Raw genomic sequence first — 25389 nt, forward strand, 5'->3', positions numbered from 1 at the left:
AATGAAAAACAACATCATCATATCACTCTTGCTGTTGCTCTCTTTCTCTGTTTTTTCTCAAACTAACGAAAATCCTTTCGAGAAAGCAACCCAATATTACGACCAAGGAGAGTACCAAAATGCAATTGACCAATACAAATCAATTTTAAAGTCTGGTAAAGAATCATCAGCTTTGTACTATAATTTAGCAAATACTTATTACAAACTGAATCACGTGCCTGAAAGTATTTATTATTATGAGAAAGCGCTCCAGCTAAACCCCAAAAACCAACAGGCTAAAAACGGACTCCTATTGGCAAACCAAATGAAGGTAGATGCTATTACACCCCTACCTAAAACCTGGTTACGCCAGCTCTCCGATGCTATTACAGGTTTGTTTAGCTTGCAAACGTGGGCAGTGCTCTCTATAATAGGAGTAATGGTATTTGTATTGAGTTTCTTTTGTTACTACTTTTTAGAACAAACTGCCCTCAAACGGCTCTTTTTCACCTTGATGTTCGTATCAGTAGCAGTAGCGGTAGGTACTTATTTCATCGCCGATTTTCATAAAAGGCAAGTAGACGGTGAAAAATACGCTATCTTATTCGATAAAACGGTACGGGTATTTTCTGAAGCCAATTCTTATAGCAATGAAGTAGTGCAGCTTCACGAAGGTACTAAAGTAGAAATTATAGAAAAGAATAATGACTGGATAAAAATTCGTTTAGCTAATGGAAAAATAGGGTGGACTAAAGAAAGTGCTTTAAAAGTACTATAATTAAAAAAATATAAATATAGACAATAAAAAAGACTACTTTATCAATAAAGTAGTCTTATCTTTTTGTGCCTACGACTGGATTCGAACCAGCACGCCCTAACGAGCACCACCCCCTCAAGATGGCGAGTCTACCAATTTCTCCACGTAGGCTTACGCATTTGTGACCTGGCTGGGGCTCGAACCCAGGACCCCAACATTAAAAGTGTTGTGCTCTACCAACTGAGCTACCAAGTCCCTTAAAAATAAAAAAACAAATTGTATAACCCTTGTGACCTGGCTGGGGCTCGAACCCAGGACCCCAACATTAAAAGTGTTGTGCTCTACCAACTGAGCTACCAAGTCCCTTAAAAATAAAAAAACAAATTGTATAACCCTTGTGACCCGGCAGGGGATCGAACCCTGGACCCCAACATTAAGAGTGTCGTGCTCTACCAGCTGAGCTACCGAGTCATTATAACAATTCAGTGTCTTTATTGTTTTGCGGGTGCAAAGATATAACAAATTTCTTATGTAACAAGAAAAAAAGTATTATTTTTGCAGTTTATTTTTAGCATTACATTTCAAACATCTATTATACAATACCTTATATATGAAAATAATTTTACTTGGCTATATGGGAAGTGGTAAGACTACTCTTGGAGAAGCTATAGCTCATCTTAAAAACATTCCTTTTATTGACCTTGATTCTCATATTGCTGAAAGTGAAAAGCTATCAGTACAAGAGATTTTTAGTAGTAAAGGAGAGATTTATTTCCGAAAAAAAGAAACTCTTTATTTAAAGGAGTTATTACAAAAAGAGGAAGACTTTATATTATCCTTAGGAGGGGGAACACCGTGCTTTGGCAATAATATGGCTTTAATAAAAGAAGCTACTTCTTTATCTATTTATCTAAAATACCAACCTAAAACCTTAGCCAAACGTCTTATTAAAGAAAAACCGCATCGCCCTCTACTCTCTGAAATTAATGATGCTGATTTAGAGGATTTCATTCGCAAACATCTGTTTGAACGCAACCCTTTTTATATGCAAGCTAACCATATTATCTCTATGGATAATCTTACTGAAGAAGAAAGTATAAATGAAATTGTAAAAATTCTATAACTCCAAGCTATACGAATTAACAATTAACTACAAGAAAGAGAAAGGGGCTTCTGCAATAATCTTAATAGGCTCTTTCTTTACAGGGTGAACAAAGCTCAGGCTATAAGCGTGAAGGCAGATACCACCATCGGGATTGGAACGTTTAGCGCCGTACTTCAGGTCTCCTTTGATGTGCAATCCTATGGCAGCTAATTGCGCTCTTATCTGGTGATGACGCCCCGTAATAAGGTCAATTTCTAATAGGTAATAACGTTCATACGATTTCAATAACTTATAATGTAATACAGCTTTCTTGCTATACTGCATTTCTTTATTATATGCTACTGACTTGTTTTGCTTTTCATTACGCACCAACCAATGGGTAAGTGTATCTTCCTCGACAGGAGGTTTTGCATCTACCAACGCCCAATAGGTTTTCTGTACTTCTTGTTTGTTAGCAAACATCGTATTAAGGCGCGCGAGAGCTTTAGAAGTTTTGGCAAAGAGCACCACTCCCGTAGTAGGACGATCTAAGCGATGTACTACCCCAAGGAATACTTCCCCAGGTTTATTATATTTTTGTTTAAGGTATTGTTTGACAATATCGCTAAGCGGAGTGTCCCCCGTCTTGTCGCCCTGAACTATGTCGCCTACTCGCTTGTTTACGGCGATAACGTGATTGTCTTCGTAAAGCACGTCTACGTTTTCGGCGTTTGTGATAAGTTTCATAATGTCGTTTATTAGTGAAATAGAAAAAGCGCATTCCGTCGTAGAAAAGACCTAAGAGAAGAATGGCTACCGAAATGAGCAGAGTATATATTGAAAAACCTCGTTCAATATAAAAATACCCCGCACTAAATCCCCCTAGAAAGAAGAACGCAATGATAAAAAGTCTGAGACGAATAGTGTTTCGCAAATGCGTGTGTTGCTGCTCGTAGTGATTACGATTAAGATAAATTCTTTGGGCGAGTTCGATACCTAAATCGGTGAAGAGACCTGTAAGGTGAGTAGTACGCACTACCGAGTTAGAGATTTTAGTCACAAAAGCATTCTGCAAGCCCATTGCAAAGAGCAAGATACAAGCAGTAACATCGGCGGGAATATCACTAGAAGAAAAAGCGTGTAACCCTACTACCGATAACAAAGCTAAACACTCCAAGAGTGTAGGCTTGAGATACTTGTTCTGGGTGCGATGATAATTAGCATTCTCGATGAGCAATCCCGAAGTGAAGGAACCTATGAGGAAAGCGAAGATGTAGAGAAAGTAAATGAGCCCTTTCCAAAACTCAGCTACCGACACATCATAGATAAAATATGCAAAATGTCCCGTAACATTGGTGGTAAGTTTACCCACAAACAAAAAGCCAGTAACGTTCACCATTCCTGCAACGAATGAGAGCACTACGGCTATTTGTAGATTGTGTTTGGCGGTACGTTTTTTACCTTGATGACGGAACATTAATACTGTTCTTTTTCGTTAGGAAAATCGACGCTTTTTACGTCTTCGATGTAATGCGATACGGCATTAGTAATCACTTCTTGCAAATTAGCATATTTGCGCAAGAAACGAGGTTGGAATTCATTGCTCATACCGAGCATATCCTGCATCACCAATACTTGTCCGTCTACTGCACTACCAGCCCCAATCCCTATAATGGGAATATGCACACTTTTGGCTACTTCTTCAGCCAATGTAGCAGGTATTTTCTCTAATACAATAGCAAAACAACCCAATTGTTCTAATAACTTAGCATCTTCTTTGAGTTTTTGAGCTTCGGCTTCTTCTTTAGCACGCAAAGCGAATGAACCAAACTGGTGAATAGATTGAGGAGTGAGCCCCAAGTGTCCCATTACTGGAATACCCGCATTTACGATGCGCTTGATGCTCTCGGCTTCCTCTTTACCTCCCTCCAATTTAATTGCGTGAGCCCCACTTTCTTTCATTATTCTAATAGCTGAGCGCAACGCCTTTTTAGGGTCGGATTGGTAAGTACCAAAAGGCAAATCTACCACTATAAGGGCGCGACTCACCCCACGTACTACTGATGAGGCGTGATAAATCATTTGGTCTAAGGTGATAGGGAGGGTAGTTTCGTGACCTGCCATTACATTGCTGGCGGAGTCGCCTACCAATAGCACATCGATACCGGCACTATCTAATAGCTTAGCAAATGTATAATCGTAGGCGGTAAGCATCGAAATCTTTTCGCCATTGGCTTTCATCTCTACTACCGATTTGGTAGTTACTCGTTTGTATTCTTTTCTAACTGCTGACATTTTGTTGTAGTTTAAAAATCGGGGGCAAAGATACGAATAATTGACAAATTAGCTAATTTGTGAATTAGCTAATTAGGAGAAATAGTATTTTGTCTACTCTTTTATAAACTATCCAATTGGTATAAACCATATTGTGTTTCTTTTCATTTGGATACTTATAATGTATAGTAACCCGTATTTTTAAAGCGGATTGATTTATCAAAATAAAAGTTATTCAACTTTGCCAAAATTTAAAACTTTGGCAAAGTGCATACTGAAAATTAATTCTCGCGTATCTTTTCTATAATATACTCGTAATGAGTGTAGTGTTTTACAAAATCGAGGTCGGTTACATCAATGATAAGAGAATTCATAGCGGTATTCTTCTGTATGAAATCTAAATAGCCATAGTGTATCTTTTTGAGATAATCGGGGGAGATGTTTTGCTCATATGTTCTACCGCGCTTCTTGATGTTCTCAATAAGACGGTCGGTATTTTGATAGAGGAATACATACAAATCGGGTTTGATGATTTGGCTATAAAGAATGTAAAAAAGCTTACGGTACAACACAAATTCATCATCGGTAAGAGTTACCTTAGAAAAGATGAGTGATTTGAAGATATCATAATCGGAGACGACGAACTCCTTGAACAAGTCCATTTGTGCTAACTGTTCACACATCTGCTGGTAGCGTTCGGTAAGGAACGACATCTCCAACGTAAAACCGTATTGTTTGGGGTTCTCGTAGAATTTGGGCAGGAAAGGATTATCGGAAAACTGTTCTAAGATGAGCTTTGCATTGAAGTCTTCGGCTATTTTAGTTGCCAAAGTGGTCTTTCCAGAACCTATATTCCCCTCAATAGCAATGTACTTATAATTCAAGAAAGGTGATTTTTGTGCAGGAAACGACAGCTGGTCGGTAAGGCGTTGCACAGGTGAAGTATCATCGGTAGTGCGGAGGAGTTCGGCAACCGTTTTTTTGAGTACGGGGTGTACTTTGAGGTCGTCGATATTTGCTAAAGGTTTCAGCACAAACTTACGGCGGTGCAAAAGAGGATGAGGCACAGTGAGCACTTCGGTATTAATAACTTTATCGTCGTAGAAAAGAATATCGAGGTCGATAGTGCGTGATTGGTAGCCTTTGGACTGAGGCATACGCTCTCGCCCGAGTTCTTGTTCTATTTGCAAGAGCTGTACTAATACTTCCTCAGGTGAGAGAAAGGTACGACATAGCAAGCAGGTGTTCAGGAAAGCTTCCCCCGAAAAACCCCACGAGGGTGTTTCGTAAACAGGGGCTATATCGACAATAGTACCCACCCGCATCGCAATGCCTTCAATGGCTTGTTGCAGGTAGGCTTTACGATTTCCTAAGTTACTTCCTAATGATATGTAGACATCGTGGTTCAATTAACAATTGACAATTGACAATTAACAATTAAGAGCGCTATTCAACTTTGGCAAAGTATAGGGCGCAAAAGCGACCTTTTTTCATTGATTATTGATTCTGCAAAAATCGCATTATGTTGTCGTAGATGCGGTTCTCTATATCGGAAGTATCGGCGGGGAGGAATTTTTCACCCATAATATTCTCGTAGAGCTCTATATAACGCTCAGAAACGGATTGTACATACTTATCAGTCATCGTAGGTACTTTTTGCCCTTTTTCACCTTGAAAGCCCTTCGAAATGAGCCACTGCCGTACGAATTCTTTGGAGAGCTGTATTTGGGGTTCACCGTTTTCTTGTCGTTCGTCATAGCCTTCTTTATAGAAATAACGAGAGGAATCGGGGGTGTGAATTTCGTCGATGAGCACTATTTCGCCATCGCGGGTTTTACCGAATTCGTATTTAGTATCTACCAAGATGAGTCCGTGTTTAGAGGCGATTTCAGTACCGCGAGCAAAGAGTGCGTAGGTGTATTTTTCCATCAATCGATAGTCTTCCTCGCTTACAATTCCTTTGCGAATGAGGTCTTCACGGGAAATATCTTCGTCGTGCAAGCCTTGTTCGGCTTTGGTAGCCGGAGTAATAATGGGGTGTTGTGGGAACATATCGAACTCTCGCAAGCCTTCCGGTAAGGGGACGCCCGATAGTTTGCGCACGCCATTTTTGTAGAGACGAGCCGAGTGCCCTGCAAGATAACCGCGAATGACCATTTCCACTTTTAGTGGTTCGCACACTTGACCAATAGAAACATTGGGGTCAGGAGAAGCAATAAGCCAGTTAGGTACAATATCTTCGGTTTGTTGCAAGAAACTTACAGCCATTTGATTTAATATCTGACCTTTGTAAGGAATACCTTTGGGTAGAATGGTATCGAAAGCCGAAATACGGTCGGTAGCAATCATAATGAGGGTATCATCTTTAAGTTGATACACATCACGCACTTTCCCTCTGTAAACGGATTTTTGTTTAGGGAATTTAAAGTTTGTTTTTGTTATAGTATTCATTTCTGTAAATGGTTAAAAATCTCTTCTCGGTGCAAAGGTACAAAATAATTACAAATTACGGATTACGAATTATGAAAAAAATGAGTGAAGAAATTGTAATACCTTAAATACCAGAAATGCCAAATAAAGATTAGAAAATTAGCAAATTTGAAAAATTAGAAAATGGGAAGTGTAGTTAATGGTTAATGATTAATGGTTAATGTGAAATTGGAGGAGGATTATACAAAGCTTATGGGATAATCGAACGATGAGTGGCTCTACAGTGGCTCTACAGTGGCTCTACAGTGGCTCTACAGTGGCTCTACAACGAACAAAAGACGAAGGAATGACGAACAGAAAACGAACCTACGATGAAGGTAAGGCGAATCTAAGATAGAGATAAAAAGAAGGTTATTAGTTGGAGTTCAACTTTGGCAATGTTTGAAACTTTGGCAAAGTTCATACAAAAAACGGTGCAAGCCGGACGGGCAGTCGTAGCAGGGCAGGCAAGTAGGAAAAGAATGAACAAAGAAATGATGAAGATTTCTTGTAGTTAATGCGAAGATAGAAGGAAGTTTATTGAAGGTTTTTATTTTTGAGCGGTGAGTTCTTCGTAGCGTTTTAGCACATCTTTTACGTTGCGAATGGATTTCTTTGTCCAATTGATAAGAGTGTTGAGGCGTTCTTCGTCGGTGAGTTGCCAAGCTACTTGGCTACGGCGGAGTTTATCAGTAAGCTGTTGCAGGACAATGGCTACCGCTACCGAGATATTCAAACTTTCGGTAAAACCTACCATTGGAATTTTTAGATATGTGTCAGCTTGTGAGAGTACTTGCTCAGAGAGTCCTTCTTTTTCTGTACCAAAGAAGAAAGCACTCTTTTTACTAATATCGAAGTCGTTGAGGAAATAAGCGTCCTTGTGTGGGGTTGTTGCCACTATTTGGTAACCTTGGGTACGGAGGGCATCGATACAACTTTGGGTATCGTTATAACGAAAGACGTCTACCCATTTTTGAGCACCCATTGCTATTTTGGCATCGAGACGTTTGCCAAATCGTCCTTCTATGCTGTGTGCTTGTTGTACGCCAAAGACTTCGCAAGTGCGCACTACGGCACTGGTGTTATGCATTTGGAATACATCTTCCATCGCTACCGTAAAGTGATTGGTACGCGCACTTATCACCTGTAAAAAACGTTCCTTGCGTTCTTCGGTAATAAAATGTTCTAAATAGGTGAGTAATTCTTGATTCATAGTTTTTTCTCAAAAGCTTTGCGGGGAGTACCTCTGAAAGTAACTTCACCGCAGTACTTATAGCCTAATTTTTCGAATAGGTGTAACATCGGGGCATTATCGAAATTAGTATCGGCTCGCAAAGAAGGAATGCCTTTATTGCGAGCTATTTCCTCTATCTGTTGAAGAAGAAACTTTGCTAAGCCACGCCCCAAATGGTCAGGCGAAATTGCTACGCGATGAAATACCATAAAGTCGGCATTGGTAAGCCATTTGCCCTTGATAACCTCATAAGCAGGTTCGCTGTTGATGAGGAGAGCAACATAGCCTAATATTTCGTTGTCTTCTGTGAGTACATAGCCATATTGATGGGCGATATCGTTAGCTATCACCTGTTCATTAGGGTAGCCGTCTTGCCACTGGTTACTGCCATCGGCTTTGCGACGCTCAATAGCAGCAGATAGGATTGCCCAAATAGTAGGAGTATCCTCAGGCATTGCTATTCTAAGCGTTACATTTTCGTTCACTGTGTTACTTGTTACCTATTAAAACCCTGCAAATGTACAAAAAACTTTGCTAATTGCAATATTTTGACTAACTTGCCCCGCTTTTCAGCTTTTGAGAATATGAGTACACCCCCCAATGCCATCGAGGTAACCCACCTCAGCAAACAATATAAAGAAGCCACCAGCCTTGCTTTAAACGATGTATCGTTTAAGGTGAGAAGAGGAGAAATTTATGGTATTTTAGGACCTAATGGAGCGGGAAAAACTACCCTGATGTCTATTCTTTTTGGGAGTATCAAGCCTACTATGGGGAGTTTTTCTATTGTAGGACTTACTTATAAAGATACAAGCCTTAGGTATAAAATAGGGGTGGTTCCGCAAGAATACGCTTTGTATCCTACGCTTACCGCTCGCGAAAACTTGCATTATTTCGGTAGCCTGTATGGACTCAAAGGCAAACAACTAAAAGCACTCACTGACGAAGCTCTTGAGCGAGTAGCCTTAGCCTCAGTTGCCAATAAAAAGATTGCTCATTTTTCGGGAGGAATGAAACGCCGTATCAACTTGGTGGCGGGTATATTGCACAGCCCTGAGGTGCTTTTCTTAGACGAACCTACGGTGGGGGTGGATGTGCAGTCCAAAAATATTATTATCGATTATTTAAAGGAATTGAACAGAGGAGGAATGTCGATACTTTACACCTCCCATCATTTGCAAGAGGCACAGGATTTTTGTGACCGTGTAGGTATTTTAAACGAAGGACAATTGCTAAAAGAAGATACGCCTCAAAACCTTATTACCGAAGTGCAAGCATTTAATTTGGAAGAAGCGTTTATTCAGGTAACAGGTAAAAGATAAAAGGTAATAAAAAAAGCTACCGAATTGGTAGCTTTTTTTGTTTATATCTTATTTGATAAAATCTTTGTATTGAGGGTTTAATGTTTTATATTCCTCTACTTTCCCGGAAGGGACATAGATGTTGCGCAATAGCGTTTGATTAAATGTCATAGTTCCTATTACAAAAGCATTAGGATTACGTATGATTACGGTATGCAAATTATCACACTTTGCAAAGGCATTATTTACTATATTGTTTACTGTTTCAGGAAGTATAACACTTGTAAGTCTATTACAACCTGTGAAAGCTCTTGCTTCAATAGTAGTAACGCTCGAAGGAATATCTACATTTTGTAGGTGAGTACAATTAGCAAAGGTTTGCGTTTTTATTTTTGTAATCTCTCTTCTTATATTCTCATTCGATACTTCTACACTTGTCAATTTAGTACATAGATAGAAAGCCTTAGCCCCTATATCTTTTACTTTATCCCCAATGACGAAAGTTCTCAACTGGTATGTGAGTTTATTTATTTCTGCATTAAAAGCATTGTCAGCTATGATTTCTACATCTTTTAGCTTAGGGTCAGTATTCATATCGATAAAAAGTGTTTTCTCATTTTTCCATTTTACTAAGGTCTTTCCGTCAGCGCTAAGTTCATAGTCTGTGTCACTCATTTGTTGAGCGGTAAGAGAAATACCGGTAGAAGGCCAACCTATATTAGTTTTAGGTCCATAGAATATTTTAGCCTCAGTATCGATATAGTAATCACCTTCTACTCCTTGACTCACAGGTTTGCCTTGTCCTGAATATATTTTAGAGCCATCTTTACCGGGAAGCCCTTGTGCTCCCGTAGCACCTGTTTCTCCTTTGTCTCCTTGAGCTTTTATATGAGTATCTTGATTCCCTATAAACCAATTACCATTGTCTCCTATATGAGGCGTAAGACCGTTTTGACCGTTTTGACCATTGGTGCCATTAGTACCATCAGTACCTTTTTCTCCTTGGGCTTTAATATGAGTATTCGTTTCACCTATATACCAAAAGCCATTCTTTATTTGAGGTACAGGGGCATCTTTCCCGTCTTGACCGTTAGTACCATTCGCACCATCGGCTCCCGCATCACCTTTTAAACCTTTTAAAGAAATAGGAGTTCCCCAGCCTTTTGCTGTTTTAGCTCCATAAAGATTGGCTGTAGATAGGTCGAGATAATAATCGCCTATCGTTCCTTGAGAAGCATTAGGCACGCCTATTCCTGAGAGGATTAAGTTGCCACGCTCACCGCGTTCTCCTTTAATTTCTACACGTTCTGTGTCGGTTTTGGTACATTGTACAAACACAAGACCAAGGCAACTTAATATTGCCATAAATAAGAATCTTTTCATACAAATTACTCTTCGATTAGCAGATAATATTAAAAATCGGGTGCAAAGGTACAAAATAAGAAAATACAACGATGCTTTTTTAACAATTAAAATCTTTATATTGCAATTATTTTATGCAATATAGTTTGCATATCTGCTATAATAATAGTATGTTTGCCTCCTGATTTTAAGCACTTACCAGATTCTATAAAAACATTACTTTTATGAAGAAAAATCTAATACTTTATCTTCTATTATTCTCTTTTATCTCATTATGGGGGCAACAAAAAGCTACTCTTATTCACGCAGATGCTAACTTGTATAAGGTAGACAGTCTGCTTTACAGAAGTGAACAATTAGTAAATGAAGACAAGAAGATTATCAAAAAGATACCTATTAAAACTATCATCAATCTGCGCTACTTTACACGTTCAGGAGACAAGAAGATTTTCCACGCCTCTGAAGACATCAAGCTTATCAATCACCCGTTACTTACTTGGCGTATCAAAGCTCCTGAAATAGCAAGTGTACTAAAACTAATTCGCAAACATCAAAACGAAGGAGCGGTACTTATTCACTGTTATCACGGTGCTGATCGTACAGGTATTATGGTAGCAATGTATAGAATTATCTATGAAGATTGGAGTATAGCCGATGCTAAAAATGAGATGCTCAATGGACCTTACGGCTATCACAGTGTTTGGAAAAACTTAGAAGCCTTGTTCACCGAAAGTACTGTTGCCGAAGTACGTAAGCACTTAGGAATAAAATAGAAAATAAAAAGAAACTATCCTAGAATGTTTTACGGATAGTCTCTAATATCTTTATCTGTACATCGCCTCTATTTCACGACTATAATTGGCATAAATCACTTTTCTTCTGAGTTTAAGCGAAGGAGTAATCTCATTACGCTCAATAGTGAAAGCCGAAGGCAGAAGCGTAAACTTCTTAATCTGCTCGTAGTCGGGTAGGTCTTTCTGAAATTTTTGTAGTTGCTTACCTATATACTCAATCACTTGGCTATGCTTTATCATATCTGCCGTGTTTTTGCACTTAATATTGAGGTCTTTTAGTGCCTGTGAGAGCATCTCGTAATTAGGTACAATAAGGGCAGAAACAAACTTCTTACCATCAGCAATCACAGCTATTTGTTCTATAAGGTTATACTTCCCTACCTTGCCTTCAATCATCTGTGGAGCAATGTATTTTCCGTTAGAGGTCTTCATCAGTTCTTTAATGCGTTCGGTGATAAAGAGATTGTTATTCCCGTCCAAATTACCCGCATCTCCCGTGCGTAAATAACCATCAGGAGTAAAAGCTTTGGCGGTTTCTTCTGGGTTCTTGTAGTAACCCTTCATCACCATTCCTCCTTTTACCAATATCTCGTTCTCCTCTCCTATCCGCACTTGTACATTAGGCATCACATTCCCTACCGATTGTGGGTTGATACGATCGTCGCCCCAACAAGATATAGTAGCAGTCGTTTCGGTCATCCCATAACCTAATTTCAGGTTAATACCTATCGACTGAAAGAAACGTCCGATACTAGGTTCGAGGTTTGCCCCTCCACAAGGCATAAACTTAATGCGTCCACCAAGAGCCTCTTTCAGTTTCTTATACACCATTTTATCAAAAAGGTTATAAGCTTTCTGTAAGACAAACGGCGGTTTCTTACCTTGTTCGCGTAATGCCAATACTCGTTTACCAGTAGCTATTGCCAAGCGGAAGAGCTTACGCTTTACAAATGACGATGCGTCAGCTCGATCGTGTACGGTGGCAAATATCTTTTCGTAGAAGCGCGGTACAGCACACATCAAGGTAGGGCGTACCTCAGCAAGGGCTTCGCGCACTAAGTTAGTATCATCTAAGTAATAAACAGTAACTGCTTTGTAAAGGCAGAAGTACGTCCACGCGCGTTCAAATACGTGCGATAGTGGCAAGAAAGCCAATGACGTATCAGTGTTATCTACGGTAGATAAGCGCTCGGTATGTCCTACCATCTGGAAAGCTAAATTCTCATAAGTGAGCATTACTCCCTTGGGCTCACCCGTAGTACCCGAAGTGTAGATAATCGTAAAAAGGTCGTCTAAATTGCGTTCTACAATGCGTTTGTCTAACTCTGTATCATACTGCGGACTATTACCGAGTGCCAAAAAGTCATTCCAGTGAATGGAATACTGTTTTTCAGTAAGAGGCACTTCGTTATCACATACCACAATCATTTGCAAGGTGGGGCATTGAGAGGCTACTTCAAGAGCTTTGTGGTATTGCTTTTCATCGCCCACAAACAGCACTTTCACCTCAGCGTGATTCATCACGTAGAGGGCTTGTTCAGCGGTGTTTGTAGTATATATGGGTACCGGAATGGCACGTATTTGCAAGCAAGCAAGGTCGGCAAGCGACCATTGTGGGGTGTTCTGTGCAAGAATCCCTACAGTTTCTTGGGGCTGGATACCCAATGAAAGCAGAGATTTAGATAAAAGGGTTGTGGTACTGCCTAAGGTCTCCCACGTAATACCTTTCCAATGAGAAGAAGCGTCTCTTCCCATCAAAGCGTCTTTTTGTGGGTATTGCTGTACATTATTGCGAAACAGCGATACAAAGTGATAGGCTGTTAAGTCCATTTCGTTATTGAATTAATTAGTCGGGGCAAAAGTATAAAATAATTTTCAATTGACAATCCACGCTCAATAAATAACAAATCCTATGCCACAAAAAAGAGGAATAGAGTCTACCTCTATTCCCCTCTTATCTCTCTCTAATATTTTTATTAGTTAAACAAACGCTCGAAGAAGTTCTTGCGCTTTTCATTCATTGAGTCATCTACTTGGTAAATATCGTCAGATACTGTCACGTTGTTATTATCAACACCCGATACGGTTTCAGCTGTAAATTTAGTTTGACCCTCTGACATAATACTTATCACAAAATCGATATAATCTTTTCCTTGCTTAGCCAAATAGTTTTTAAAGAAACGACTGCTCAATTCTACACCCCCTATTCTCTCCATTTTCAAAAGTGAATCATAGAAAGGTGCCAAATAGTCTTTAATCGCTGCTTCAGGAACAGAACTTCTTCTACCTACGTAATGCGTAATATTACCCGATGCATCACGACGCATTTCAAAATCAGTAACCACCCAGTAGTATTCTCCTGTTTTAGCTAAGTTCTTAATCACACCCACAAAGTTGTGACCCGCCTTTAAGTTATCCCAAAGAAGCTTAAAAATAAGTTTTGGCATATCGGGGTGGCGTATCAAGTTATGAGGTTGTCCTATGAGTTCTTCAGCAGTGTAGTGTGATACCTCACAGAACACATCATTCACTTTGGTAATAGTACCAACCGCATCTGTTTCACTGATGAGTACTTTGGTCTTATCCCACTGTACTTCACGGTCAATAGGAGTAGGTCTTGCAATAGTAGGTACAGCACTTTTAAATTCTGACATATTATTTTAAATTTTTTAGTTAATCACATAGGTTGTTCAGATAGTTATTGCACAAACAATCTACCAAAGAAACTCTTGCGTTTCTCGTTTTGAGCCTCATTCATAGTTACAATATCATCTGAAATCACTTGTGTAGTATCTACTGATGATACTTGATTTTCTTCGAAAGACACATTTTCTCTATTTTCATTCATTATATCTATAATGAAATCAATATAATCCTTGCCCTGTTTAGCTAAGTAGTTCTTGAAAAAACGGGCACTAAGCTCCATTCCACCTATCTTCTCAAGCTTCAAAAGCGTATCATAAAACGGCGCTACATAGTTGTCTATTACTCCTTTGGGCACCGATCTACGGCGTGCAATGTAGTGTGTGATATTTCCTTCAGCATCTCTGCGCATTTCAAAATCCGTGACTACCCAGTAATACTCCCCTGATTTTGCTAAGTTCTTAATTACCCCAATAAAGTTATTCCCCAATTTAAGGTTATCCCAAAGCAGTTTAAAAATCAGTTTAGGCATATCAGGGTGGCGAATAATACTATGTGGTTGTCCTACCATTTCCGCAGCACTATAGCCACAAACATTGCAAAACACATCGTTTACATTGGTAATACGACCATAAATATCAGTTTCACTAATCACTACCAACGATTTATTCCAGTTCACCTCCTTGTCAATAGGAGTAGGACGTTGTACAGTAAGCTTAATGTCTCTATAATCTCTAATCATTACAAAATTAAATTTTGGTTATTATGGCGCAAAAGTAATGTTTTTATTTTAAATAATATGTATTTTTTTATCAAAAATTTTTCCTTACAACTACTATTATTATTTATTAATTTGATTTACAACTTTCTATAAAAAATCATCTCTCACAACGTTTCTCTTCCTCTTTGGAAAAATAATACACATTCAGCATTTTTTCTATCTCTTTTTAATCTTGTATCCTCTTATTTTTGCTCCCCCTCTATCTCTTTGGTATATTTGTTATAGAGGAACGATGCTATCAGTAGCAATACCCCAAGCAGTACAAACACTATGGTCTTATGAAGAGTGTCAAGGTGGGTAGTATCGTAAAAGAATAACTTCAACAGCGTAAAACCTACCAATATAATACCCGATATTCGCTGGTATTTCTTCCTTTTAAAAATACCCAATACTACCAATAAAATAGCATAACCTCCCCATAAAATTGTAAGACCTAATTTATAATTAGCTACCGACTCATATATATCTGTCCAGTGCAGTAATTCACTGCTAGCAACCCACAAAATAACCAGATGCAACAACATTTCCAATACACGCCTTGCTCCTGTTTTAAATTCCAAAAACTTACTGAGGGCATAAATGCTATTGCCTAATGCCACCAGCGAGAGCAAACCCACATATCTAATATTTAAAAACCAAAGTGATAACTGTCCTCCTTCCTGCGCTTCTTCCATATAACGTTCACGCAACTCACTGAAATAATAAAGCCCCAAGGTCATAAATATAGTCAGTAACAAAAAGTTTAAGCCTATTTGTAGTTCTGCCAACAATTTCTTTTTCAGGTACTTCACATTCAGAAAACTATAAGCCGAAATAAACAACACACTGTATATAATATGCCATACCCCTTTAAAAGTGTTCAGGTCTTGATATGCCACATAATGGTTGTAAATCTCAGGGTCTTGATGTAGAGCCCTCATATCGCAAAACACACTTATCTCTCTGTAAAAAGTGCAATACAAAATAAGTACCGAAAAAATATTGAACAAAAAGCTCAACACTTTATTAAGCGTCCCTGTCTCTTTGTATTTATCATTGATATAAGCCATTGCTCCTACCGCCACACTATAAAGTAACCCTGTAATAAAGAGCGAGTTAGCAAAAGGCGTGATATACGCACTCGCGTCTTCCATATCAAAGATACTATAAGAGCCTTTCCCCCAATCTATCAGCAAACTGAAAGTAGCCAAAATCACTACTGCGTATGAAATTCGCTCGTACACAGGCATTTTTTTAGTACGTCCAAACCCAAAGAGTAACGCAGCTTCGGCTATCCAGAAGATAGTTATCCACGTTCCTTTAAACTGTATCGGGATTACCAAAGTAGCAAATGAGAGTGCCAACACCAAAACTAGGTATTTCAAAGCCTGAGAAGGCGCCTTTTTGAGGTGAAAATAATAACCCACCAAAAAGTGAAATACAGCGTTAAGCAATGTAAACATCGCCACAAAAGTCCGATTATTAGGATAATAATCCAATATAAGCCAAACACCCATTGCGTAGAACGACAAGCTACTAAACAAGAACAAAAGTACATCTACCGCTTCCAATTCCTGTACCCTGTGTATTTTCTGAACTATAAAAGCAACATAGAAAGTGAGGAACGTTACCAAATTAAATACAAAGTAAGGCACAAAATCGTCGTACTGATAAGCCGATGCCCACGTCGAGAACAACAATAGCCAAGTGAGGAACAACGCCGAAATGTACAGTGAACGCCATTGCTTATAAAACGAAAGTATCAGCACACCTATATTAATAATTGCTGTATACGCAAATAGGATTTCTACCTGACCCGAGTTATTACTCAAAAGAAAAGGTACCGCATAACCTCCCACAAGCCCTATAATAGCTATCACCACTTGGTTATAGCTCAACGAAGCAAGTACCGTAAAAGCTGTAAAGAGGAACATCAGCACAAAGGCAAGAGATTGCGGGAAATAACCAAAAACAGCATATGCAATAAAGGTGACGAAGTAAAAAATCGTCATTGCTCCACTCACCAAGATAGCACTAAAACTCTCATATTTTTTCTTGAGCATAGCTCCCGTTACAAAAAGCCCTATACCCATTAAGTAACCTAAAACCAAGCGCATTGCAGGGCTGATAAGATTGTGCTGAATAGAGTATTTCACCCCTATAAACACCCCAATAATAATAATCACTATCCCTATCTTGCTAAACAAATTCTCACCGATAAATCGCTCCCAGTTAGTAGATTGCTTCGGCTCAAACGGATTTCTCACCTTCTTTTTAGGCGCAAACGGATTCGTTTTTGTTGTAAAAGTAATCGGAGGGGTCTCTTGTTTCGGTTGTGAAGTTTCTTGCACCGGTTCAGCAACCGCCGCAACAGGCGTTTGCTTCTCTACAACAGCTGCCGTCATCTCCTCAGCCACAGTATTTATTACGGTTTGTTCTTCAACAGGAGTTACCGTTTCCACAGGGGGAGTCTCTGTTACTGCCTCACGTGTGCCCTCAGGCACTGCCGTTTCTGCGGGTACCGCCGAAGTTAATACCGAAGTAGCGCGCATTTGGGCTTTCAGTTCCCAAAGCGTTTGCTTTATCTGCTTCATCTCTTTAATGAAGTCGTACTGCCTATCCACAGCACCATCTACCTGAGCCATTAAGGCTTCTAAATCTTTTTCTGATACCATAACTTATAAGTAAAAGCGAAAGCTAATAAGCAATGAAAGCACAAAGGTAACAAAAAAAACTAATTTACCAAAATCACCCATATAATCCTTACAGCATTCACATTTAACGGATTCTCCTCCATTGAGAATATGCAAAAAGTTTTAAATAGGTATGATTGTGGATTGTCCCCCTTTGGAGGGGGAGCGGGGGAGGTAAGTTATAACACCCCTCCCCTACCCCAAACGCCCTTTACCCTAAATTACGAAAGCGCACCCCTACACCTTAGCTTTCGTTTTAATATATCTTTAACACCTCCTAAATGCCTGTCTCTCAACGTTTAATACAGTCGTTGTATACCAATCGTCCAAGATTCGTATAAGCTTCCTATAAGCTTTCTATAAGCTAAGTACACTAAACCATACCTTCAACATCTTTCTAAATCTTTCTAAAATCCTTCCAAAAACTTTCGTTCCTCCTCAAATTTTCAACCCTTTCACTCCCCTTCCCGAGACTTTCAAAGTCCTCCCGAGATTCTCCGAAAAACTCCGGTGTGTCGCTTTTGCGCTACACACTTAGCCAAAGTTTGAACTTTGGCTAAGTTAATTGGCATTACTGACATTATTGGCATTATCAAAACTCTTATAAAAGAACAAGTAACAGAAAGCATTTTTAAATTCTTCGTAAAAATTTCGTTATATTTTTTTCCAGATTACAAAATTATCCCTATCTTTGCCGATGCAAAGTAAGTACATTCACTTATCAAGACTTTTATTTATTAAGAAATTAACTTTATATGACAACATTAGTAATTTTAGCGGCAGGTTTAGGAAGTCGCTTTGGTTCAGACAAGCAGTTAGAAAATATTCACAATGGCAACGCTCTGTTTGATTACGGTATTTACGACGCTCTACAAGCTGGTTTCGACGATGTAGTACTCATTATCCGTCGTGAAATCGACGATTTAGCACGCCAACACTTAGAAAATCGATTCAATAATGTGCCCATTACTTATGTATATCAAGACGATTTTAACCCAAAAGGCATCGAACGTAAAAAACCTTGGGGTACAGGGCACGCTATGCTTTGTGTAAGAGAGTTTGTAAAAAACCCATTCCTCATCATCAATGCCGATGATTACTATGGCAAAGAAGGCTTTCGTTTAATGTACGAAGCGCTCAATGCTGGTAAAGAAAAAACGTTCTTCTCAGGAGGATATCTACTAAAAAACACCCTTAGTGAAAACGGAACTGTTTCACGCGGTATCTGCGAAGTAGACGCCAATCACCACCTACTCTCTATCAACGAAGCTACCAAACTGCGTAAAATTAACGAAACTACTGCCGTAGACGAAGCTACAGGCACCGAGTATCCCCTAAGCACCTACGTATCTATGAACTTCTGGGGGTTTACTCACGAAGTATTGGATATAGCCGACCGTTATTTCAAAGAATTTGTAGCCGAACATAAAGATGACCCTAAATCCGAATTTTATATCCCTATGGTAGTACAACACGCTATTAAGGATTACGGATATAAATTAGAAGTATTACCCAATCACGACAACTGGTTCGGTATGACCTATCACGAAGACCTCGCAATGGTACAAAACGAAATACAAAAACTCGTAGATAAAGGCGAATACCCTGATAGGTTCTAATCATTTGAAGACTAAAAAGATAACAACTTTCAACTTTGCCAAAGTTTGAAACTTTGGCAAAGTTCAATAATAAAATGTTTAACCCGTAAGAGATAATAAGTTTTTTACTTCTTATCTCTTACCTCTTACCTAAATAAAATGAAAGAAATAGCCAATCAATTTAACTTAAAAGGAACCCTCCTTTCTGTGGAACCTTATGGCAACGGACACATCAACCGTACGTATTTGGTAAAAACCACCGATACAAATTATATCCTTCAAGGGATTAACAGCAATGTGTTCAAAACCCCCGACTGCATTATCAAAAACATCGAACTGCTTTGGGAAACTGAACCCAACAATCACATCATCCTCCCGATGATGAAAGCTAAACAAGGAGGATACTCCGTAAATGCCGAGGGCATTGTATGGCGAGTATTCCCTTTTGCCGAAGGTTACACTTCTTATGAATTCATCGAAGCTCCTTGGCAAGCCGAAAAAGCTGCCACTGCCTTTGCAACTTTTATGAAAACCTTTGCCGATATCGATACCTCTCGATTGCAGGCTACCATTCCTAATTTCCATAACGGAGATTTACGCTTCCAACAACTCGAAGAGGCTTATGCTCAGGCAACACCTGCACGCAAAGACAAAGCTGAAAAGCTATACGAATTTGCGCAAAAACACAAGGTAATTTTCGACCTTATCCAAAAAGAAGTAGACGAAAAGCGTATTCCTATACGCGTAACCCACAACGACACCAAAATCAATAACGTACTCATCAATAAATCCAATCCCGATGATTTTAGAGTAATCGACCTCGATACAGTGATGCAAGGTATCTTACTGTACGATTTCGGCGATATGGTGCGCACTTCGGTAAGTCCTACCGAAGAAAACGAAGCCGATGAAAGCAAAATCGTTTTCAATACCGAGTTCTTCGAAGCGCTCTGCAAAGGTTATTCAGTAATGAACCCTGTGATGACTCCCTCAGAGAAAAAACATATCGTCGACGGAGCCAAATATATGATATTCATTATTGGTATTCGTTTCCTCGCCGATTATTTTAACAACGATGTATACTTTAAAACCTCATATCCTGAGGAGAATTACATTCGTGCCCGCAACCAGTTCGTGCTCTTTCAGCGTTTGGAAGACAAAGAAAAAGAACTCAGAGCAATTGCTAAAAAGTACTTTAAATAGGTAATACAAACTTTTAGTTTGAAACTTTGCCAAAGTTGAAACCAAGCTAATTTTTAATTTAAAATCTATTTTTTTTACTATGAGAAATGTTTTTATAACCTCCCTTTTACTTATTTTGCCACTATCTACGTTTGGACAATCTCCATTCTCAGTGAAAAAAGTAGGAGAAAAAGGAAGTCCTATTTTGTTTATTCCAGGACTTGGCTGCTCCAGCGATGTCTGGCAAGAGACTGTACCTGCTCTGATCTCTAACCACACTTGCTACCTGCTTACCTTAGCGGGGTTTGGAGGAATTACCCCTGTAAAGAATCCAAGTTTGGACTATTGGACAGATGCCATTATCTCCTATATCAAAAAGGAGAACATCCAAAAACCTACAATTGTAGGGCATAGCTTAGGGGGCATCCTTGCTATGAAAATAGCTGCTAAAGCCTCTGACCTACTTGATAGAATAGTGATTGTAGATGCTTTGCCTTGCTTGCCTTTGCTTTCTGATCCTAATTTTAAGATAACACCTAACAAGGATTGTTCTCCTATGATCAAGGAACTTACAGCAATGCCCAAAGAAGACTTTGAGCGTTCGCAAATGGCTTCAATGATGTACTATACAACAAAGGAAGCCAAGAAGCCTACCATCGTTCAGTGGAGTGTAGCCTCAGATAGGGAGACCCTCGCCAAACTTGTGTGTGAAATCTCTAATACAGACCTAAGAGAGGAAATAAAACAGATAAAAGTGCCTGCCTTAGTGCTCTTAGAGTCCGCATTTACTTATTCAAAAGACAACATAAGAGATCAATATCAAAATTTATCTTTGAGAGACCTTAGATATGCCAATAAAGGGCTCCACTTTATTATGTATGATGACTTTGATTGGTATTTGACTCAGCTAAAATCCTTTATAAGATAAGAAATATATTGTTTCTACAAGAATCATATCTATTAGAATTGTCTTTGACAGCACTCCCTTTTTCCATTATATTATTTAATTAAGTAATTTCTAAACAAAACTAATAACTAAAATTAAAACTATATGAAACACTTAGAACAAAAGTTTCAAGAAGTTTTCGGTGCTCCTGCCGAAAAACAATTCTTCGCACCAGGACGTGTGAATCTCATCGGTGAACATACCGACTACAATGGTGGTAATGTGTTCCCTTGCGCTATCGACAAAGGTACTTACGGTCTCGTAAAAAAACGCAATGACCGCAAATTCCGTATGTATTCTGAAAACTTTGCTGACCTTGGCGTAATGGAGTTCACCCTCGACGAACTTACCAACGACAAAAAACACGACTGGGCTAACTACCCAAAAGGTGTGATTAAAATGTTCCTCGAAGCAGGACAAAAAATCGACTCTGGGTTCGATATTCTCTTCTCTGGGAATATCCCTAATGGCGCAGGGCTTTCTTCTTCTGCTTCTATTGAGATGCTTACCGCTATTGTGCTAAAAGACCTCTTCCACCTCTCTATCGACCCTGTGGAAATGGCGCAATTAGGCAAGAAAACTGAAAACCTATTCATTGGGGTAAACTCTGGTATTATGGACCAATTTGCAGTAGCTATGGGTAAGAAAGACCACGCTATCCTCCTCGATTGCAACACACTCAAATATGCCTATGTCCCTGTGGTACTCAAAGACGAAGTAATCGTGATTGCTAATACTAACAAACGCCGTGGTCTCGCCGATTCTAAATACAACGAACGCCGTGCTGAATGTGATGAAGCCTTAGCCGAATTGCAAACTAAATTGCCTATTAAAGCCTTAGGAGAACTCTCTATTGAACAATTTGAAGCCAACAAAGACCTCATCAAGAGTCCCGTTCGCCAAAAGAGAGCTAAACACGCAGTATATGAAAACCAACGCACTCTTAAAGCACAAAAAGAGCTTTCAGCAGGTAATTTAGCTGAGTTTGGTAAGTTAATGAACCAATCGCACATTTCTTTGCGCGACGATTATGAGGTAACAGGCGTAGAACTCGACACTTTGGCTGCTCTTGCTTGGGAACAACCTGGAGTAGTAGGTTCACGTATGACGGGAGCTGGCTTTGGCGGTTGTACTGTAAGCATCGTGAAAAAAGACAAAGTAGACGATTTCATTAAAAACGTAGGCGAGGCTTACAAAAACAAAATAGGTTATGCTGCCGATTTCTATATCGCTTCTGTAAGCGACGGCGCTAAAAAACTATAAACAAGACAAAGTATGATAACCATCAACAAAAGCCTGTTCGGTACTCACAACGGACAGGCTGTCTATCAATATACCTTACAGAACGCAAATGGCTTTCGCGTGTCTGTTTTGAACTTAGGCGGTACCATTACCGAAATAGCTGTAAAAGATAAGCACAACGTACTGAAAAACGTAGTATTAGGTTATGCGCATTTAGAAGATTACATAGGTAATGGCGCCTACAACGGAGCTACTATTGGGCGTACTTCAGGGCGTATTCACAACGCTACTTTCACTATCGACGGGAAAACCTATCACCTATTTAAAAACAATGGTGAAAACTCATTGCACGGTGGTAAAGAAGGCTTTAGCAGTAAACTCTTTGAAGTAAAAGAGCTCGCTAATGGCTTGGAAATGCACTACACAAGTCCTGATGGTGAAGAAGGCTACCCTGCAAAGGTAGATTTCAAAGTGATTTACACTATCACTGATGACAACAGTCTGCACATTGCTTACGAAGCTGTTGCCGATGCCAAAACCTACCTCAATATCACCAACCACAGTTATTTCAACCTTTCAGGTGATATGGAAATGAATGGCGATACCCAAGTACTACAAATCGCTGCTGATAATATTTGTGAATTGGCAGAAGGATTGATTCCTACCGGTAATTACATAGCTGTAGGAGGTACTACTTTCGACCTCCGCAAAGGTAAAGTTATCGCTGAGGGTATTGCTGAAGGTCACCCTCAATTCAAAATCACTCGTGCCTACGACCACCCCTTTGTGCTCAACCACAGCGGACTCAAAGATGCTCCTCAGTTGGTATTGCACTCTCCTCACAGTGGTATTACTATGGAAGCCTATACTACCCAACGTGTGGCTGTGATTTACACTGGTAACTTTTTGGACGATGTACCTGTATTCGATAAGGTATGTACTGCCAAAGAAAAACCATCAAAAAACCCACGATTTGTAGGTGTAGCTATTGAGATGCAAGATTTCCCCGATGGCATCAATCAGCCGAAGTTTGGGGTAAAACCATTAGAAAAAGGGGAAGTGTACAAGCAAGAAACCGTTTATAAGTTTCTTATTAAATAACGAATAGTCTTGTTAATTATTAATTGATAATTATTAATCGTGAAAGTTTATATTGAAGTAGAAAAGCTCATCAGTTATGCGGTACTTCATAACTTGGTGAAGGAAGACGACCGTATTCTTGTTACCAATGCTGTTTTGGAAAGTATTGGTTGCGATAGTTATACCGAGTTTACAAAAGAAGAGCAAACTCAAATCGATAAAGAGGTAGCCCAGATAACTTATCCTACGGAAGTACTCGACCGCTTAGTGCAGTGGGCAGCTAAGAACGGCACCCTCACTACCGATACGCTTACTTTCCGCGACCTACTGAACTCTAAGATTATGGGACAGGTATTGCCTCGTACCTCCTTGATTCGTAAAGACTTTTGGCATACTTACCAAAGGAGCAAGGAGCAAGCTACCCAACAGTTTTATGAGCTCAACAAGCAAAGCAACTACATACGCACCGATAGGATTTCTAAGAACATTCTGTGGGAACACAATAGCCCTTATGGCAATTTAGAGATTACTATCAACCTTTCTAAGCCAGAGAAAGACCCTCGTGATATTGCTGCCCAAAAAGATGTGGTAGCAACTAACTACCCAAAATGTTTGCTTTGTAAAGAGAACGAAGGCTATATGGGGCGCGTAAATCACGCTGGACGCCAAAATTTGCGCACTATTAAGTTAGATTTAGCTAATGAAGAATGGTTTTTCCAATACTCCCCTTACATCTATTACAACGAGCATTGTATTGTCTTTTCGAGTGAGCATCGCCCGATGAAGATTGACAAAGCTTGCTTTGAGCACGTATTGGGCTTTGTAGAGCAATTCCCTCATTACTTTCTCAGTTCTAATGCCGATTTACCTATTGTAGGAGGCTCTATCCTCTCACACGACCATTTTCAAGGCGGACGACACGTTTTCCCTATGGAAAAAGCTACCATAAAAGAACGTGTGAACTTTAAAGGTTTTGAAGATGTAGAAGCAGGTATCGTAAATTGGCCTATGAGCGTATTACGATTGCGCGGTAAGAAAGACCGTCTCATTGCTTTAGCCGATGTCATCTTGCAATCGTGGATAAACTACAGCGATGAATCATTAGGCATCTACTCGCATACTGAGGGCGTGCGACACAATACGGTAAACCCTGTGGCACGTTTTAAAAACGGGAAATATGAACTTGATTTGGCTTTGCGCAACAACCGTACCGATGCCCAGCACCCTATGGGTATCTTTCACCCTTACGAACATCTGCACAATATCAAAAAAGAGAATATTGGGATTATTGAGGTGATGGGCTTAGCGATTTTACCTGGTAGGTTAAAGACTGAAATGGCGAGCATTAAAACCTTGCTTAGTGAAGCCATTACAGCTGGTAACGCTTTCAGCACTGTATATTCCCAAATGAATGCTGACTCTGCTTTGCAAAAACACACTCAGTGGTTAGAACGCTACGTGAGCTCCTCCCCTACTCCACTTTCCATAGAGAACTTAGATAACTTTATTAATAGGAGTATAGGCGATACTTTCTGTGAGGTTTTGGAGAATTGTGGTGTGTTCAAACATACTCCAAAAGGAGAAGAAGGGTTTAGGAGATTTGTTGCTCAGGTAAAGTGCGAGTCGCACAGACAGATTAATTAGCAAATGAGAAAATTAGCAAATGAGAAAATTAGCAAATGAGGGAATTAGTAGATGAGAATATTAGTGGGGCTATGAGTATCTTTAGTAACTCTGAGGAGTAATTGCTAACAACCGTGAATAATTTAGACATTAGTTGTTTGTGGCTAATTGTGCTTTACCTTTTGTATTTTAACTGATAATAAATAACTTATCTATTAAACAATAAAAATAAATGCTAAAATATTTGCATAGTATAAAAAATAGTCGTAATTATGCACCGAAAATAAAGACATATTAAAAGCGTTAGCTTTTGTTCTGTTGTCAGAAATCTGGTACATTTCAAAAAGTAATACAGTAACAAAAAGTTG

General features: G+C 39.3%; 23 protein-coding genes and 4 tRNA genes. 11 read left to right on the forward strand and 16 right to left on the reverse strand.

Features of this window, described 5'->3' with window-relative positions; translation table 11 throughout:
- Position 1 precedes the first annotated feature (1 nt).
- Positions 2-757, forward strand: a complete 756-nt coding sequence (locus C3V44_RS04730) for a tetratricopeptide repeat protein (RefSeq protein ID WP_048747234.1) — start codon at positions 2-4, stop codon at positions 755-757.
- Between the two features lie 66 nt (positions 758-823).
- Here C3V44_RS04730 and C3V44_RS04735 read toward each other — a convergent pair.
- The 4 genes from C3V44_RS04735 to C3V44_RS04750 all read right to left on the reverse strand — a co-directional run bounded on the left by C3V44_RS04735 (position 824) and on the right by C3V44_RS04750 (position 1207).
- Positions 824-907, reverse strand: a tRNA-Leu gene (locus C3V44_RS04735).
- 11 nt (positions 908-918) lie between these two features.
- Positions 919-991 (reverse strand) — tRNA-Lys (locus C3V44_RS04740).
- 35 nt (positions 992-1026) lie between these two features.
- Positions 1027-1099, reverse strand: a tRNA-Lys gene (locus tag C3V44_RS04745).
- Between the two features lie 35 nt (positions 1100-1134).
- A tRNA-Lys gene (locus tag C3V44_RS04750) sits at positions 1135-1207 on the reverse strand.
- Between the two features lie 139 nt (positions 1208-1346).
- Here C3V44_RS04750 and C3V44_RS04755 point away from each other — a divergent pair.
- A complete protein-coding gene (locus C3V44_RS04755) occupies positions 1347-1859 on the forward strand; it encodes a shikimate kinase (protein WP_106095708.1) in 513 nt (170 codons plus the stop codon).
- Between the two features lie 27 nt (positions 1860-1886).
- On the opposite strand, the gene C3V44_RS04760 is transcribed toward C3V44_RS04755, so the two are convergent.
- From C3V44_RS04760 to C3V44_RS04780, 5 genes are all read right to left on the reverse strand, one after another.
- Positions 1887-2534, reverse strand: coding sequence for an RluA family pseudouridine synthase (locus C3V44_RS04760; protein WP_106095709.1), 648 nt, complete (start codon positions 2532-2534; stop codon positions 1887-1889).
- Positions 2446-3297 (reverse strand): YoaK family protein, encoded by an 852-nt coding sequence (locus C3V44_RS04765; protein WP_106095710.1) that lies wholly within the window; start codon positions 3295-3297, stop codon positions 2446-2448. Before C3V44_RS04765 ends, C3V44_RS04760 begins: the two co-directional genes overlap by 89 nt.
- Complete coding sequence (gene panB, locus C3V44_RS04770) at positions 3297-4115, reverse strand: 3-methyl-2-oxobutanoate hydroxymethyltransferase (protein ID WP_002671148.1); 819 nt, start codon at positions 4113-4115, stop codon at positions 3297-3299. Before panB ends, C3V44_RS04765 begins: the two co-directional genes overlap by 1 nt.
- A 260-nt stretch (positions 4116-4375) precedes the next feature.
- Complete coding sequence (folK, locus tag C3V44_RS04775) at positions 4376-5503, reverse strand: 2-amino-4-hydroxy-6-hydroxymethyldihydropteridine diphosphokinase (RefSeq protein WP_002671149.1); 1128 nt, start codon at positions 5501-5503, stop codon at positions 4376-4378.
- A gap of 88 nt (positions 5504-5591) precedes the next feature.
- On the reverse strand, positions 5592-6545 hold the full coding sequence (locus C3V44_RS04780) for a phosphoribosylaminoimidazolesuccinocarboxamide synthase (protein ID WP_009411722.1): 954 nt from the start codon (positions 6543-6545) through the stop codon (positions 5592-5594).
- Between the two features lie 247 nt (positions 6546-6792).
- On the opposite strand from C3V44_RS04780, the gene C3V44_RS12490 reads away from it, so the two are divergent.
- A complete protein-coding gene (locus tag C3V44_RS12490) occupies positions 6793-6921 on the forward strand; it encodes a hypothetical protein (RefSeq protein ID WP_256387421.1) in 129 nt (42 codons plus the stop codon).
- 192 nt (positions 6922-7113) lie between these two features.
- On the opposite strand, the gene C3V44_RS04790 is transcribed toward C3V44_RS12490, so the two are convergent.
- Both C3V44_RS04790 and C3V44_RS04795 read right to left on the reverse strand, forming a co-directional pair.
- The gene (locus C3V44_RS04790) at positions 7114-7776 is read right to left on the reverse strand and encodes an RNA methyltransferase (RefSeq protein ID WP_106095711.1); all 663 of its coding nucleotides are present in this window, start codon (positions 7774-7776) and stop codon (positions 7114-7116) included.
- On the reverse strand, positions 7773-8282 hold the full coding sequence (locus C3V44_RS04795; protein ID WP_106095712.1) for a GNAT family N-acetyltransferase: 510 nt from the start codon (positions 8280-8282) through the stop codon (positions 7773-7775). The genes C3V44_RS04790 and C3V44_RS04795 overlap by 4 nt, the downstream gene beginning before the upstream one ends.
- 99 nt (positions 8283-8381) lie before the next feature.
- On the opposite strand from C3V44_RS04795, the gene C3V44_RS04800 reads away from it, so the two are divergent.
- On the forward strand, positions 8382-9119 hold the full coding sequence (locus C3V44_RS04800) for an ABC transporter ATP-binding protein (protein ID WP_009411718.1): 738 nt from the start codon (positions 8382-8384) through the stop codon (positions 9117-9119).
- 48 nt (positions 9120-9167) lie between these two features.
- Here the strand turns inward: C3V44_RS04800 and C3V44_RS04805 are convergent, their stop codons facing one another.
- Positions 9168-10481 (reverse strand): leucine-rich repeat domain-containing protein, encoded by a 1314-nt coding sequence (locus C3V44_RS04805; protein WP_106095713.1) that lies wholly within the window; start codon positions 10479-10481, stop codon positions 9168-9170.
- A gap of 203 nt (positions 10482-10684) precedes the next feature.
- Here C3V44_RS04805 and C3V44_RS04810 point away from each other — a divergent pair, with 203 nt between their 5' ends.
- On the forward strand, positions 10685-11233 hold the full coding sequence (locus C3V44_RS04810) for a tyrosine-protein phosphatase (RefSeq protein WP_106095714.1): 549 nt from the start codon (positions 10685-10687) through the stop codon (positions 11231-11233).
- 51 nt (positions 11234-11284) lie between these two features.
- Here the strand turns inward: C3V44_RS04810 and C3V44_RS04815 are convergent, their stop codons facing one another.
- The 4 genes from C3V44_RS04815 to C3V44_RS04830 form a co-directional block, all read right to left on the reverse strand.
- Complete coding sequence (locus C3V44_RS04815) at positions 11285-13084, reverse strand: long-chain fatty acid--CoA ligase (protein WP_106095715.1); 1800 nt, start codon at positions 13082-13084, stop codon at positions 11285-11287.
- A 146-nt stretch (positions 13085-13230) separates the two neighbouring features.
- Positions 13231-13908, reverse strand: coding sequence for a PAS domain-containing protein (locus tag C3V44_RS04820; protein ID WP_106095716.1), 678 nt, complete (start codon positions 13906-13908; stop codon positions 13231-13233).
- 44 nt (positions 13909-13952) lie between these two features.
- Entirely contained in the window at positions 13953-14639 is a 687-nt protein-coding gene (locus C3V44_RS04825; RefSeq protein WP_106095717.1) for a PAS domain-containing protein, read from the reverse strand.
- Positions 14640-14860: 221 nt separating this feature from the next.
- A complete protein-coding gene (locus C3V44_RS04830) occupies positions 14861-17332 on the reverse strand; it encodes a DUF2339 domain-containing protein (protein WP_106095718.1) in 2472 nt (823 codons plus the stop codon).
- A gap of 773 nt (positions 17333-18105) precedes the next feature.
- Here C3V44_RS04830 and C3V44_RS04840 point away from each other — a divergent pair.
- The 6 genes from C3V44_RS04840 (at position 18106) to C3V44_RS04865 (ending at position 25042) form a co-directional block, all read left to right on the forward strand.
- Entirely contained in the window at positions 18106-18969 is an 864-nt protein-coding gene (locus tag C3V44_RS04840) for a sugar phosphate nucleotidyltransferase (RefSeq protein ID WP_106095719.1), read from the forward strand.
- A gap of 138 nt (positions 18970-19107) precedes the next feature.
- The gene (locus tag C3V44_RS04845) at positions 19108-20151 is read left to right on the forward strand and encodes a phosphotransferase enzyme family protein (protein ID WP_106095720.1); all 1044 of its coding nucleotides are present in this window, start codon (positions 19108-19110) and stop codon (positions 20149-20151) included.
- Between the two features lie 79 nt (positions 20152-20230).
- The gene (locus C3V44_RS04850; RefSeq protein WP_106095721.1) at positions 20231-21058 is read left to right on the forward strand and encodes an alpha/beta fold hydrolase; all 828 of its coding nucleotides are present in this window, start codon (positions 20231-20233) and stop codon (positions 21056-21058) included.
- Between the two features lie 123 nt (positions 21059-21181).
- On the forward strand, positions 21182-22339 hold the full coding sequence (locus C3V44_RS04855) for a galactokinase (protein WP_009412982.1): 1158 nt from the start codon (positions 21182-21184) through the stop codon (positions 22337-22339).
- A 12-nt stretch (positions 22340-22351) separates the two neighbouring features.
- Positions 22352-23419 carry an aldose epimerase family protein gene (locus tag C3V44_RS04860; RefSeq protein WP_106095722.1) on the forward strand — a complete coding sequence of 356 codons (1068 nt, stop codon included), beginning with the start codon at positions 22352-22354 and terminating at the stop codon, positions 23417-23419.
- Between the two features lie 39 nt (positions 23420-23458).
- Complete coding sequence (locus C3V44_RS04865) at positions 23459-25042, forward strand: UDP-glucose--hexose-1-phosphate uridylyltransferase (protein ID WP_106095723.1); 1584 nt, start codon at positions 23459-23461, stop codon at positions 25040-25042.
- Positions 25043-25389 lie beyond the last annotated feature (347 nt).

The sequence above is a fragment of the Capnocytophaga sp. oral taxon 864 genome (genome assembly GCF_002998835.1).
Classification (GTDB): Bacteria; Bacteroidota; Bacteroidia; order Flavobacteriales; family Flavobacteriaceae; genus Capnocytophaga; species Capnocytophaga ochracea.

Coding starts and splice junctions, on each gene's coding strand:
- C3V44_RS04825 (WP_106095717.1), bottom strand. CDS start 14,639: ATGATTAGAGATTATAGAGACATTAAGCTTACTGTACAACGTCCTACT.
- C3V44_RS04830 (WP_106095718.1), bottom strand. CDS start 17,332: ATGGTATCAGAAAAAGATTTAGAAGCCTTAATGGCTCAGGTAGATGGT.
- C3V44_RS04855 (WP_009412982.1), top strand. CDS start 21,182: ATGAAACACTTAGAACAAAAGTTTCAAGAAGTTTTCGGTGCTCCTGCC.
- C3V44_RS04815 (WP_106095715.1), bottom strand. CDS start 13,084: ATGGACTTAACAGCCTATCACTTTGTATCGCTGTTTCGCAATAATGTA.
- C3V44_RS04805 (WP_106095713.1), bottom strand. CDS start 10,481: ATGAAAAGATTCTTATTTATGGCAATATTAAGTTGCCTTGGTCTTGTG.
- C3V44_RS04810 (WP_106095714.1), top strand. CDS start 10,685: ATGAAGAAAAATCTAATACTTTATCTTCTATTATTCTCTTTTATCTCA.
- C3V44_RS04765 (WP_106095710.1), bottom strand. CDS start 3,297: ATGTTCCGTCATCAAGGTAAAAAACGTACCGCCAAACACAATCTACAA.
- C3V44_RS04860 (WP_106095722.1), top strand. CDS start 22,352: ATGATAACCATCAACAAAAGCCTGTTCGGTACTCACAACGGACAGGCT.
- C3V44_RS04755 (WP_106095708.1), top strand. CDS start 1,347: ATGAAAATAATTTTACTTGGCTATATGGGAAGTGGTAAGACTACTCTT.
- C3V44_RS12490 (WP_256387421.1), top strand. CDS start 6,793: ATGAGTGGCTCTACAGTGGCTCTACAGTGGCTCTACAGTGGCTCTACA.
- C3V44_RS04790 (WP_106095711.1), bottom strand. CDS start 7,776: ATGAATCAAGAATTACTCACCTATTTAGAACATTTTATTACCGAAGAA.
- C3V44_RS04820 (WP_106095716.1), bottom strand. CDS start 13,908: ATGTCAGAATTTAAAAGTGCTGTACCTACTATTGCAAGACCTACTCCT.
- C3V44_RS04840 (WP_106095719.1), top strand. CDS start 18,106: ATGACAACATTAGTAATTTTAGCGGCAGGTTTAGGAAGTCGCTTTGGT.
- C3V44_RS04780 (WP_009411722.1), bottom strand. CDS start 6,545: ATGAATACTATAACAAAAACAAACTTTAAATTCCCTAAACAAAAATCC.
- panB (WP_002671148.1), bottom strand. CDS start 4,115: ATGTCAGCAGTTAGAAAAGAATACAAACGAGTAACTACCAAATCGGTA.
- C3V44_RS04850 (WP_106095721.1), top strand. CDS start 20,231: ATGAGAAATGTTTTTATAACCTCCCTTTTACTTATTTTGCCACTATCT.
- C3V44_RS04800 (WP_009411718.1), top strand. CDS start 8,382: ATGAGTACACCCCCCAATGCCATCGAGGTAACCCACCTCAGCAAACAA.
- C3V44_RS04845 (WP_106095720.1), top strand. CDS start 19,108: ATGAAAGAAATAGCCAATCAATTTAACTTAAAAGGAACCCTCCTTTCT.
- C3V44_RS04730 (WP_048747234.1), top strand. CDS start 2: ATGAAAAACAACATCATCATATCACTCTTGCTGTTGCTCTCTTTCTCT.